Origin of the sequence: Flavobacterium sp. W22_SRS_FK3 (assembly GCF_052113665.1) — a bacterium.
Classification (GTDB): Bacteria; Bacteroidota; Bacteroidia; order Flavobacteriales; family Flavobacteriaceae; genus Flavobacterium.
The window spans coordinates 200,580-213,175 of sequence record NZ_JBGQOF010000002.1 but is presented as its reverse complement, the minus strand read 5'-3'; the positions used below and the strand labels follow the sequence as shown (position 1 = coordinate 213,175).

General features: G+C 33.9%; 11 protein-coding genes. 10 read left to right on the top strand and 1 reads right to left on the bottom strand.

Annotation, left to right across the window (positions count from 1 at the left end):
• The first annotated feature begins 112 nt into the window (after positions 1-112).
• The 8 genes from ACEN2I_RS02680 to galA all read left to right on the top strand — a co-directional run bounded on the left by ACEN2I_RS02680 (position 113) and on the right by galA (position 10,453).
• Positions 113-844 (top strand): (Fe-S)-binding protein, encoded by a 732-nt coding sequence (locus ACEN2I_RS02680; RefSeq protein WP_441764580.1) that lies wholly within the window; start codon positions 113-115, stop codon positions 842-844.
• A gap of 165 nt (positions 845-1,009) precedes the next feature.
• A complete protein-coding gene (locus tag ACEN2I_RS02675; protein WP_441764579.1) occupies positions 1,010-2,410 on the top strand; it encodes a lactate utilization protein B in 1,401 nt (466 codons plus the stop codon).
• Complete coding sequence (locus tag ACEN2I_RS02670) at positions 2,403-2,990, top strand: LutC/YkgG family protein (RefSeq protein ID WP_441764578.1); 588 nt, start codon at positions 2,403-2,405, stop codon at positions 2,988-2,990. The genes ACEN2I_RS02675 and ACEN2I_RS02670 overlap by 8 nt, the downstream gene beginning before the upstream one ends.
• A gap of 20 nt (positions 2,991-3,010) precedes the next feature.
• Positions 3,011-3,829 carry an SDR family oxidoreductase gene (locus ACEN2I_RS02665; RefSeq protein ID WP_441764577.1) on the top strand — a complete coding sequence of 273 codons (819 nt, stop codon included), beginning with the start codon at positions 3,011-3,013 and terminating at the stop codon, positions 3,827-3,829.
• A gap of 27 nt (positions 3,830-3,856) precedes the next feature.
• Positions 3,857-5,011, top strand: a complete 1,155-nt coding sequence (uxuA, locus tag ACEN2I_RS02660; RefSeq protein WP_441764682.1) for a mannonate dehydratase — start codon at positions 3,857-3,859, stop codon at positions 5,009-5,011.
• 34 nt (positions 5,012-5,045) lie between these two features.
• The gene (locus tag ACEN2I_RS02655; protein ID WP_441764576.1) at positions 5,046-5,504 is read left to right on the top strand and encodes a DUF3997 domain-containing protein; all 459 of its coding nucleotides are present in this window, start codon (positions 5,046-5,048) and stop codon (positions 5,502-5,504) included.
• Positions 5,505-5,666: 162 nt separating this feature from the next.
• Positions 5,667-7,274, top strand: a complete 1,608-nt coding sequence (locus ACEN2I_RS02650) for a family 43 glycosylhydrolase (RefSeq protein WP_441764575.1) — start codon at positions 5,667-5,669, stop codon at positions 7,272-7,274.
• 359 nt (positions 7,275-7,633) lie between these two features.
• A complete protein-coding gene (galA, locus tag ACEN2I_RS02645) occupies positions 7,634-10,453 on the top strand; it encodes a beta-galactosidase GalA (RefSeq protein WP_441764574.1) in 2,820 nt (939 codons plus the stop codon).
• 68 nt (positions 10,454-10,521) lie between these two features.
• Here the strand turns inward: galA and ACEN2I_RS02640 are convergent, their stop codons facing one another.
• On the bottom strand, positions 10,522-10,752 hold the full coding sequence (locus tag ACEN2I_RS02640; protein ID WP_441764573.1) for a hypothetical protein: 231 nt from the start codon (positions 10,750-10,752) through the stop codon (positions 10,522-10,524).
• Positions 10,753-11,231: 479 nt separating this feature from the next.
• Between ACEN2I_RS02640 and ACEN2I_RS02635 the strand changes: the two genes are divergently transcribed.
• Together ACEN2I_RS02635 and ACEN2I_RS02630 are read left to right on the top strand one after the other, a co-directional pair.
• Positions 11,232-12,104, top strand: coding sequence for a helix-turn-helix domain-containing protein (locus ACEN2I_RS02635; protein ID WP_441764572.1), 873 nt, complete (start codon positions 11,232-11,234; stop codon positions 12,102-12,104).
• Positions 12,105-12,288: 184 nt separating this feature from the next.
• Positions 12,289-12,549: a hypothetical protein gene (locus ACEN2I_RS02630; RefSeq protein WP_441764571.1), complete on the top strand. Its 261-nt coding sequence runs from the start codon at positions 12,289-12,291 to the stop codon at positions 12,547-12,549.
• Positions 12,550-12,596: the final 47 nt, after the last annotated feature.

Here is a 12,596-nt window from a genome sequence, read left to right as displayed (position 1 = left end):
TAAAATAAATAACACATTATTTACACATAGCTATGTTTGTTTAAAGAAGTAAAACGCCTTTTTAATATTTTCAGAAACTATGTCTCTATGTGTTAAAATACTTATCGAGAATATGAAAGTTGGACTTTTTATCCCATGTTACGTCGACCAATTTTACCCAAAGGTAGGAATTGCAACCTATGAGTTATTAATAAAACTAGGGTGCGATGTTCGTTTTCCTATGAAACAAACATGTTGTGGACAGCCCATGGCAAATAGCGGTTATGAACATTTAACCAAAGGTTGTGATGCTAATTTTATAGCTAATTTTTCAGAATTTGATTATATCGTTTGTCCATCAGGAAGTTGTGTTTTGCATGTGAAAGATCATTTACATGATGAAAAACAGGAAGAACTGGCTGCAGAAATGCGCAAAAAAGTTTTTGAACTGACAGAATTTATAACCGATGTTCTAAAAGTAGATCACATCGAAGGAAATTTTCCGCACAAAGTAGGAATGCACGTAAGCTGTCACGGTCAACGCGGACTCAAGCTTTCGCAGATGACCGAATTAAATGCTCCTTTCTTTTCAAAACCTGAACAATTACTAAGCAGTATAAAAGGTTTGGATTTGGTTGCTTTAACCAGAAAAGACGAATGTTGTGGTTTTGGAGGTACTTTCTGTGTAACCGAAGAGGCAGTTTCTGTAAAAATGGGACAAGACCGAATCATAGATCATGAAAAACACGGTGTTGATTATATAACGGGTGGTGATATGTCTTGTTTAATGCATTTGGAAGGAATTCTGAAAAGACAAAAAAGCAATATAAAAACAATTCATATTGTCGAAATATTAAATTCGTAGAAAATAAATTGAGTCAATAGTAATTAGTGATTAGTCTGTTGACTTTAAAAAATGGAGTTATTAGTAATTAGGACATTTTAGTTATGTATTTAAATTGATTTTTTAAAACTAAATTGCTAATAACCATTTACTAATCACTAATTGATTATTTCAAAAACATTTAAAATGTCTTCAAAAAAAACAATACCACATAGCGAAGCGGCAACACGTTTTAACAAAGATGTAGAACGAGTGAACTGGCATGATGAAACACTTTGGTTTGTTCGTGAAAAACGTGATAGGTCTGCCCATCAAATTCCGGATTGGGAATTACTCAGGGAAACGGCTTCACAAATTAAAAACAATGTACTTTCGAATATCCATGATTATTTAGTTGAATTTGAAGCAAATGCTCAAAAAAACGGAATAATTGTGCATTGGGCTGCTGATGCCAACGAGCATAATGAGATAGTACATACTATCATGGCAAAGAATAATGTTAAGCAAATGGTGAAATCCAAATCAATGCTTACCGAAGAATGTCATCTGAATGATTATTTAGCCGAAAAAGGAATTGAAGTGATCGATTCTGACTTAGGAGAATTCATTGTACAGCTTCGTAAAGAACCGCCAAGCCATATTGTTTTGCCTGCAATTCACTTAAAAAAAGAAGATGTTAGTGAAACTTTTCATGAACATTTAGGTACCGAAAAAGGAAATTTTAATCCTCAATATTTAACCGAATCAGCTCGTCAGACTTTAAGAGATACTTTTCTAACCCGTAAAGTAGCTTTGACAGGAGTAAATTTTGCCATAGCAGAAACGGGTGAATTTGTAGTATGTACGAATGAAGGAAATGCAGACATGGGAGCACATTTGGCAGATGTTCATATTGCTTCAATGGGATTCGAAAAACTGATTCCGCAACGCAAACATTTAGGTGTTTTTCTTAGATTATTGGCCAGAAGCGCTACGGGACAGCCTATTACTACTTTTTCAAGTCATTTCAAAAAACCAAGAGAAGGTACAGAAATGCATATTGTTATTGTTGATAATGGCAGAAGTACACAATTAGGAAGAGAAGATTTTAGAAATTCATTAAAATGCATTCGCTGTGGTGCTTGTATGAATACCTGCCCTGTCTACAGACGAAGTGGTGGACATAGTTACCATAGTGCGGTTGCAGGACCAATTGGTTCTATTTTGGCTCCTAATTTAGACATGAGCAAAAATGCCGATTTGCCTTTTGCCAGTACACTTTGCGGTTCATGTACCAACGTTTGTCCAGTAAAAATTGATATTCACGATCAGTTATACAAATGGCGGCAGGTATTGGTTAAGGAAGGTCATACGCCAACTGCAAAAACAATCGCAATGAAAACAATGGCAACCGTTTTGGCAAATCCAACCATTTTTAATATTGCAGGTAAATCAGGAAGATTTGTAATGAAAAACATTCCTTCGCTGGTGAACAATAAGATGAATAAATGGTATGATCAGCGAGAAATGCCATCCGTTCCCGAAGAATCATTTAGAGAATGGTACAAGAAAAATTCAAGAGAATCTAAAGCTAAGGATAATGAGTAGTAAAGCCGAAATATTACAGAAAATAAGACAAAATCAGCCAAATATAATTACCGATTTACCTGATTTGACTCTTTTAAGTTCTGAAGATTATAATGTTCTGGATACGTATAAAACCGTTTTAAAAAACATTGGAGGAGAAAGTGTTGAAGTTGTTTCTTATCAGGAAATCTTAAATTTTATCAGAAATAATTATGCGCTTGACAGAAGAATTATTACTACTATTCCCGAACTTTCTGAAGTGGCATTACTGAATTGGGAAAATGACGATCCGCATACACTTCAAAATGTTGAATTAGCTGTTATAAAAGCCCATTTTGGTGTTGCCGAAAATAGTGCGCTTTGGGTTACAGATGCTATTTTAGGACAGCGTGTGACTCCTTTTATCGCTCAATATTTGGCAATCATTGTAAAAAAATCTGACATATTAGCAACGATGCATCAAGCTTACGAAAAAATTGGAAATCTGGAGTATGGTTTTGCAACTTTTATTGCAGGACCTTCAAAAACAGCAGATATTGAACAATCTTTAGTGTTGGGCGCACACGGCGCAAGAGGATTAATTGTATTTTTACTGGATTAAAAATTAAAATATAGAAAAAATTGAAAACAGACTTTACATTAGAAGGAAAAGTAATCGTTGTTACAGGAGCAACAGGTATCTTGGGTGAAGCTATGGTAAATGGTATTGCTACAGCAGGAGGAACTGTTTGTGTTTTAGGCAGAAATGAAAAAGTGGCCAATGAAAGAGCCCAAATAATTACCAAAAATGGAGGAAAAGCATTAGCTGTAATTGCTGATGTAACAATCGAAAGTGATTTGATTAAAGCGCGTGACTTGGTACTTTCTAAATATGGAAAAATTGATGGTTTAGTAAATGCCGCCGGAGGAAATATACCTGAAGCAGTAATTCAGTCTGACCAGGATATTTTTAAACTGAATATGGATGCTTTACAAAAAGTAATGAATCTGAATTTATTTGGAACACTTTTACCAACACAGATTTTTGGAGAAGTTATTAAAGATAATGATAGTGTAGGAAGCATTGTAAATATTTCATCTGTTGCTACAGAACAGGCTATAACAAAAGTTTTGGGATATAGTTTAGCAAAGTCTGCAATTGATTCTTATACAAAATGGTTTTCTGTAGAACTTGCGAAAAGATATGGTGATAAAATCAGAATGAATTCTATCGTTCCCGGTTTTTTCTTAACGGAACAAAACCGAACGTTATTGACAAATCCTGATGGAAGTTTAACAGAAAGAGGGAATTTAATCATTCAAAACACACCTTACAAACGTTTTGGAAATCCTGAAGAATTAGTTGGAGCATTGGTTTGGTTATTAAGTGATGCTTCAAAATTTGCTACTGGTTCAAAAGTAACTATAGACGGAGGATTCACCATTTTTAGTGGGGTATAATTTATAAAAAAGAAAGTTATGAACAGAATGATACAAACCTGGAGATGGTTTGGGCCAAAAGATCCTGTAAGTTTACAACATATCAAACAAACCGGAGCTACCGGAATTGTAACTGCTTTGCACCATGTTCCTCATGGCGAAGTTTGGACTGTTGAAGAAATAAAAACCAGGATAGCTGAAATTGAAAAATACGGTTTAACCTGGGATGTTGTCGAAAGTATTACAGTCCATGAAGACATTAAAACCAAAACCGGAGATTATCAGCTTTATATAGAAAAATACAAAGAAAGTATCCGTAATGTTGCTGCCTGTGGAATCAAAATTATCACGTATAATTTCATGCCGGTTAATGACTGGACACGAACGCAACTGGATTATGTAATGCCGGACGGTTCTGAAGCTTTATATTTTAATTGGGTGGATCTGGCTATTTTTGATATTTATATTTTAAAAAGAGAAAATGCAGCAAGTAGTTTTCCTGAAAATATCGCTGCAAAAGCAAAAGAGCGTTTTAATACGTTAAGCGAAGAACAATTACAGGCACTTTCAGATGTGGTTATGTTTGGAATTCCAGGTGAAAAAAAGATGACTGTTGCAGATATGCAGGCTAAATTAAAGCCTTATAAAAACATTGACAGAGCAACTTTAAGAGAAAACCTGAGTTACTTTTTAAATGAAATTTGTCCGGTTGCTGATGAAGTTGGAGTAAAATTAGCTATTCATCCTGACGATCCTCCTTTTGATATTTTAGGATTGCCGCGTATTGTAAACTCAATGGAAGATTATGATTATATTCTTTCAAAAGCGCCTTATAAATCAAACGGGATTTGTTTCTGTACAGGTTCGCTTGGAGCATCAGAAAAAAATAATTTACCTGAAATTGCGAAAGCTTTAGGCGATAAAATACATTTTATTCACTTAAGAAATGTCCGCAGGGATGAAGAAGGGAACTTTTTTGAAGCAGACCATTTAGATGGAAATGTAGATATGTATCAAGTGGTAAAAGAGTTGTTGCTAATTCAAAAAAACAATAATATTTCAATACCTTTCAGACCAGACCACGGTCACCAAATGCTGGATGATTTAGGAAAAGTAAATAATCCTGGTTATTCGGCTATCGGAAGGCTACGAGGTTTAGCCGAATTAAGAGGTCTTGAAGAGGGTATTATTAGATCGTTATAAAATTTATTGCGTAAGTTTTTAATTATATAAGTTATTGAAAACAGGTGTTTTTGAAATCAATATGCTAAGAACGAATTATTTATTACTATCGGCATTTCTACTATTTTTAATTCAAAGTTGCGGCCCTGGAATTCAGGATTTTGAAAAACCATTAACAGATAATTATACTCTCAATAGAGTTTCCTCATATGAAATATGTATTTCTCCGAAAGGAGGTTGGAATGACAATGAAGAAATAATTCCTTCGAAAGTGGTTAAATTAAATGTTTTTGAAAATTATATTATTGTTCAACGTCTTGAATCGGAAGATGAAAAGCCTTATGATAGCGTCGATTATAATAAAACTTTTACTAAAGATCGATATGATTACTGGATAATTGATTCTGATAAAAAGCAAATTTTTAAAAAACTAAGCTATTCACAATTCTTAACAAAATTAGATTCATTGAAAATCCCAAAGAATTTAAAATTAATAGATGTTTATGAATATTAAAATTTAAGATAAGAGCTTAGTTCAGAAAATGTTTTTTGAAATATTATAAATTTTAAAGAAGTATAAAGTCATATGAGTGCATTTAAAGAGTATTAAAGCTCTGTGTTTAGATGAGAATTCATATGACTTTTTTCTATTTAATGCATTATAAAAATTAGGAACATGGAAGTTAAAAAATCACATACCACGATAACATTTTTTTTGATGTTGGCTATAATTTTTGTCACAAGTATTATCAGCAATGTTAATGCACAGAGTGGTAACATCAAAAACGATATTTTTTGGAATACCAAAGACGGAAAACCATTAAACAGTCAGGGCGGAGGTGTTTTTAAATTTTCAAAGCCGGTTGATGGAGTGCAAAAATATTATTGGTATGGTGTCCAGTATGAAGAAGCGGGTATGTACAGAAATGCCCCACATATCACCTTGCCAAATGCCACATTTAAATCGGTTACCTGTTATACTTCTACAGATTTAGTTAATTGGACGTTTGAAGGAGATGTTGTTACCAAAGATGATGTAAACAAGTCAGGCAAAACCTGGGTTGGGCGTTTAGGAGTAGCCTTTATTGAGGAAATGAATAAGTATGCTATGTTTGTTCAGCATGGAAATGAAGTGTTGATTATGCTTGCAGATTCTCCAACAGGAAGATTTGTCTGGCATCAGAAAATAAATATGGAACAAATGATTGGAACCAGCAATACTGGCGATCAAACTGTATTTATGGATGAAGACACCGGAAAGTCTTATTTAGTTTATTCTTACGGAAAAGGAAGAAACAAAATATATGTTTCTGAAATTGGTATTAAAGAAGGAAAAGTAAATCTTCTGGATTGTACGCAGATTTTTAAAGGAGAAAGCCGTGAAGGAAATTGCATGTTCAAGTACCAAAACAAGTACTACATGTTTGCATCAAATATATATGGCTGGGATGCTTCATTTGCGTATTATTTAGTTGCAGATGACATCAGAGGACCATACCTTCCTACCAATGAAATGTTAGTTATAAATGGAGCTTCAGATGATTTCGCACATATATCTCAAACCGGTTTTTTCTTTTCTGTAAAAGGGAGCAAGCAGGAAACAATTGTATATTGCGGAGACCGATGGGCAGATTTTGCAGGCAACGGATTAGGCTATAATCAATGGTGTCCGATATCTTTTGATGGAAAAACACCTTATTTTAATTCTCTTAACTCGTGGGATATTAATGCCAAAACAGGCGAGTGGAAAGTAGCCAAAGATAATGATTACGTTAAAAACGGCAGTTTTGAAGCCGATCGCAGGTACATTCCAAGTCCTGTTAAGCCCGTGCAAATAGAATTAACCGGATGGACCAATGAAGTCATTGAAGGAAATAAAATTAGCTTGGACACTTTAACTTCTCCGGTAATCAATTATTTTAATACTGAAAATGACAGGAAGATTGTAATAGGTGAAAAAAGCTTAAATATCTCGGATATGGTTAATTTTAAACGAAAGATTTTTCAAATAATTACTCCATCACCATATGTCAAACTTGAAGATGGATCGTATACACTTACAGCCAAAGTAAAAAACACAAAAGGTTTTACCAGTTTAGAAATGTATGCATCAAGTAATGAAAAAAGACTGATATACAATATAAAAGAGGAAAATACCTCATGGAAAACTATAATAGTAAAAAATGTAATTATTAAGGCAGGAAAAGTTGAGATTGGTTTTCTGGCTGATGGTTTAGCAAATGCTTCTTGCCAGATTGATGATGTTTCGCTGGTTAGAAAATAATCTTAGTTTCAATGAATTTTAATCCGTTGGAAAATGCTCAATATTGTCATTTGATAAATTATACATACATATTCTTATGAAAATGATTACCCTAGCGCAGATTGAAGAGAAAATCCTTTTTTGGGGTTCGCCATCAAAGATTATTTCACGCCATTATAGATTATTTCACTTTATATCTATTTTAGTTTGAGTTCAGTGAACTTCGTTTGAAACTTATAGCGGGAATAGCTTCTAAAAAGATCCATCATTTTTAACCTCTAAAATTTATTTAAACTTTGATAAAATACTATTAATTCCGGTACTCTAAAAAAAGTATCTTTATACACTTTGCTCAACCATTAAATTAACCGGAATTATTTATGAAATCTATTACTTTTAATCGATTTTTTCTCTGTTTTATTTTTTTACTATCTCTTTACACTTCGGCACAAAAGCAAACCGAAAGAGAGTTGACTTTAATTGATAAAGACTGGCGTTTTTCGTTTGGTCATTTATATGATACTTGGAAAGATTTTAATCATGCAACGGGTTATTTTTCTTATTTGACCAAAACCGGATTTGGTGACGGACCGGCAGCTCAGGGATTTGATGACCGGGCATGGCGAAAATTAGACCTTCCGCACGATTGGGGTGTTGAGCAGGCGTTTAGTGAAAAAGCCAGTTTCAGTCACGGATTTAAAACAGCCGGAAAAAATTTTCCAGAAAAAAGTATCGGCTGGTACCGAAAAAAAATCAATATTCCGGAAGCAGATAAAGACCGGATTATTTCTTTAAAATTCGACGGTGTTTTTAGGAATTCAAAAGTGTTTTTTAATGGATATTACCTTGGAACTGAAGAAAGCGGTTACAACGGCTTTGAATATGATGTAACAGCTTATGTGAACTATGGAGGCGAAAATACAATTGTAGTGCGTGTTGACGCTTCTATGGAAGAAGGCTGGTTTTATGAAGGCGCCGGAATTTACAGGCATGTTTATGTAAAGAAAACAAATCGAATTCATGTTACAGAAAACGGAACTTATGTGACCTCAGAATTAATGAAGGATAGCGCTGAAGTTACGGCAGAAGTAACCATTGAAAATAAAAGCAATTACAAAGGTCAAATCGAAATTATTCAGACTATTTTCGATGCTGAAGGGAAGCAAATTACAACTGCTTCTCAAAATGTGTCAGCTCCGGAATTTTATAAAACTACTATTTTTGCTTCCAAATTATTGGTTAATAATCCTTTATTATGGAGTATTGAAAGTCCTAATTTATATAGACTGTTAAGCGAAATTAAACAAGATGGAAAGACAATTGATCATTATGAAACTGCTTTCGGAATAAGAACAATAAAATTTGATGCAGAAAAAGGTTTTTTTCTTAACGGAAAATCGGTAAAATTAAAAGGAACCAACAATCATCAGGATCATGCTGGACTAGGAACCGCTTTACCAGATGAATTGCAGTATTTCAGAATCAAAAAACTGAAAGAAATGGGTTCAAATGCATATCGCTGTTCACATCACCCGCCAACTTCTGAATTGTTGAAAGCTTGTGATGAATTAGGAATGCTGGTTATTGATGAAACCAGATTGATGGGAATTAATTATCATTTGAATGATTTAAAGCTAATGATAGAACGCGACCGTAATCATCCGAGTATTTTTTGCTGGTCTGTCGGAAATGAAGAATGGAATATTGAGGGCGGTATTGTGGGTGAGCGTATCACGAATGTCATGCAGGAATTTACAAAAAGTATCGATCCTACAAGACCTGTTACAGTTGGAATTAGCAGTGGTTTTAAAAACGGAATATCATCAGTAGTCGAAATAATGGGTTATAATTATATGGGCAACGGAGATATTGATGCACATAGAAATCAATTCAAACAGCAACCCGGAATGGGAACAGAGGAAGGTTCTACCTTTGCCACACGCGGAATTTATTTTACAGATGATGCGAAACATTATCAAAGTGCTTACGATAAAAAACCTCGTCCAACATTTTATAGTATCGAAGAAGGCTGGAAGTTTTATGCAACACGACCGTATTTAGCAGGAATGTTCATTTGGACCGGATTTGATTATCGTGGAGAACCAACACCTTACGGGTGGCCATCTGTTACTTCTTACTTTGGAATGATGGATGTTTGCGGTTTCCCGAAAGACAATGTATTTTATTTGAAATCCTGGTGGGGAAATGAACCAGTTTTGCACATTATGCCACATTGGAACTGGGGTGGAATGGAAGGTAAGGAAATAGACGTCTGGGTACATTCAAATTGTGATGAAGTCGAACTTTTCCTAAACAAAAAGAGCCTCGGCAAAAAGAAAATGGAACAATACGGGCATTTAGAATGGAAAGTAAAATACACGCCAGGAACTCTGGAAGCGATTGGGTATAAAAACGGTAAAAAAATACTTTCGGAAATTCAGAAAACAACTGATAATTCTGAGAATATAAAACTTTCGGTTGATAAAGAAAACCAGACACACAGTAATGTTGTAGTCGTAACTGTTGAAACCACAGACAAAAAAGGCCAACATGTACCAACTGCAAATCATGAAATAACATTTTATTTAAAAGGAGGAAAAATTCTTGGAGTTGGCAATGGAAACCCAACATCTTTAGAAAAAGACCAATTTATTGATACTACAGAATTACTGCCAATAACTGATTTTGAGGAGAAAAAATTAGCTTCAGCTGATTCAAATCAAAAAGAAACGGATTCTGATAATAAATGGAAGGAAGCGTTTAAAGACCGAGATTATAAAAATCAGGCTCCGGCTTATGTTTACAGAGGTAAATTTGATTTAAAAAGTAATCTTAAAACAAATACAGTTACGTTCTTTTATAAAAAAATTGGCGTAAATGCGGTAATTTTTGTTAATGGAAATAAAATTACTCCTAATGCAGATGATGACCAAAAATATGTTTTTAATTCTAATGTTTTAAAGCAAGGAACAAATACCATCCAGATTATTGCACCGCCTTTACAAAAAATAAAAGATTGGGATGTTATGAATACAGATCCCGGAATTATTCAGGTCGTATCACCTTCTGAACCTTGGAAACGAAAGTTATTTAACGGTTACGCACAAATTATAATTCAAAAAGAAGAAAATGTAAGCGAAGTAATTTTATCAGCTGTAGGCAAAGGATTGAAAGAAGGAAATCTAGTATTGAAGAAATAGTTTCAGGTTTCAGGTCCTCAAGTTTGCGATTATACTGACTTTAAACCTGAACCTGAAACAAATAAAACTTAATTTATTCTTTGAATCGCATAAGTTGAATGGCTTTTATCTCCTGATAACAATTTATCCAATTGAGAACTAATGACATAGACATTTCCATCAGATGCCAAAGCTGCCATTGTAGGAAAATCTTCTTTGTCAATATTGGTTTCGCTAATTTTTACAGCACTTGCCCATTTATCATTGCTCGAAAAAGTATAGGTTTTACCTAAATCTAATCCGTTTTCAACAACAATCAAAGTATTGTTTTTATCTAATTCGATACCATCAGGAGCGCTAAAGGTCGTTCCGCTTACCGCAGTAATAATAGCAGGATTAGAAAGTGATATTTTATATAATTTAGAAGTATCCGTTTACAACCAATAAATAACCATCAGGGTGGAAAACAATTCCATTTAAGCCAAATTCGTTTGGTTTGGGTTAAAACAAACTATTAGTCGCAAATATAGAAGTAACATAATTTTTGTCAAGTTTATAGATAAATGGACAAAAGGAATCGGTGATAAGTACTAACGGCAAGGTTTGCGATACACGCAAAGCACGTAAGTAAAAACTTAGTAGCTCTGCAAATTTGTATTCATATTTCGCTCTAACAAAAAAAACTTAGTGACCTTAACTTACATCTTAGCGGTCTTTGCGTTTAAGCGAACTCCAATCTGAACTTGAAACAAAATAAAACTTGAAACATTTTTTTGTTTGAATTTCATAACTTTGCAAAATGAAAGAGCAAATAGAATGTCCGGCAACAGAACTTGGAATAAACGATTTAAAATTAAAAGGTTTTAAAGTATATGAGGTAAATGGTGATATAAGTAAAATTCCGACTTATAATCGTAGGGATTATTACAAGATTTGCATCAATACCAGTAAAAGCCTTATACATTACGCAGATCGAGGAATAGAAGTTGACGGAACTATTTTGTTTTTCGGCAATCCGCATATTCCGTATTCCTGGGATATTATTTCACCTTTGTATGAGGGGTATGCCTGTGTTTTTACAGAAGATTTTTTAAAGGTAAAAGACCGTTCAGAAAGCCTTCATGAATCACCTTTGTTTAAAATTGGAGGAACCCCAATTTTTTCATTAACACCTGAACAAAAAGTATTTATAGATTCTCTTTTTGTAAAAATGATTGAAGAACAGGAAACAGATTATGTTTTTAAAGATGATTTAATTCGTAATTATATCAATTTGATTTTACACGAATCGATGAAAATGCAGCCATCGGAGAATTTCTTTAAACACAAAAATGCATCTTCGAGAATTACGTCATTGTTTTTAGAACTTTTAGAGAGACAATTTCCGGTTGAAACAAAGGATCAGCCACTTGTACTAAAAACACCTCAAGATTATGCGCAAAGCCTTGCCGTACATGTAAATCACCTAAACCGTTCGGTAAAAGATGTTACCGGAAAATCTACTACAGCACATATTACCGAAAGAATTATTGGCGAAGCAAAAGCTTTATTGCAGCATACTGACTGGAGTGTCGCTGATATCGCTTATTCACTCGGATTTGAATATCCAAGCTATTTTAATAATTACTTTAAAAGACTTACCGGAACAATTCCGAAATCATTAAGAATGTAAATTGTTTCATATTCTTAATTTTTTGTTTGATTATCATTATTTAAGGTCGGTTTTACTAAAGTAAATTTGCATCGAAATAATTAGTATTAATCCTTTATCGGTTTCTATAAACTAAATCTAACTTCTTAAAGCGCATTCTTGCTTTTCTGATTTGGTTTGTTCCGATAGTAAAAACAAAATAATTATGAAAACTTCAGAAAATCAATTAAACAAAATTTTTCCGAAAGGCGATTTAGCTTCGGCATATTACTTTAGAGGAAATGCCTGTGTCAAAATGCTCGTGTCAAATGACCAGGTTTTAAATACTGCAGTTGGTAATGTCGTTTTCGAACCCGGTGCCAGTAACAATTGGCACACATATCCGGGTGGACAAATACTAATTGTAAAACGCAATGTGCAGGATATTATCAGGAAGTTGGAAAACCAATTTAGTTGCTACAAGTAGGTGATGACGTCAATATTCCGCCAGATCTTAAACATTGCCACGAGGCT

Excerpts from the sequence above, each read along its gene's own strand:
- ACEN2I_RS02680 (WP_441764580.1), top strand. The coding sequence starts at position 113 with ATGAAAGTTGGACTTTTTATCCCATGTTACGTCGACCAATTTTACCCA.
- ACEN2I_RS02675 (WP_441764579.1), top strand. The coding sequence starts at position 1,010 with ATGTCTTCAAAAAAAACAATACCACATAGCGAAGCGGCAACACGTTTT.
- ACEN2I_RS02670 (WP_441764578.1), top strand. The coding sequence starts at position 2,403 with ATGAGTAGTAAAGCCGAAATATTACAGAAAATAAGACAAAATCAGCCA.
- uxuA (WP_441764682.1), top strand. The coding sequence starts at position 3,857 with ATGATACAAACCTGGAGATGGTTTGGGCCAAAAGATCCTGTAAGTTTA.
- ACEN2I_RS02650 (WP_441764575.1), top strand. The coding sequence starts at position 5,667 with ATGGAAGTTAAAAAATCACATACCACGATAACATTTTTTTTGATGTTG.
- galA (WP_441764574.1), top strand. The coding sequence starts at position 7,634 with ATGAAATCTATTACTTTTAATCGATTTTTTCTCTGTTTTATTTTTTTA.
- ACEN2I_RS02635 (WP_441764572.1), top strand. The coding sequence starts at position 11,232 with ATGAAAGAGCAAATAGAATGTCCGGCAACAGAACTTGGAATAAACGAT.
- ACEN2I_RS02630 (WP_441764571.1), top strand. The coding sequence starts at position 12,289 with ATGAAAACTTCAGAAAATCAATTAAACAAAATTTTTCCGAAAGGCGAT.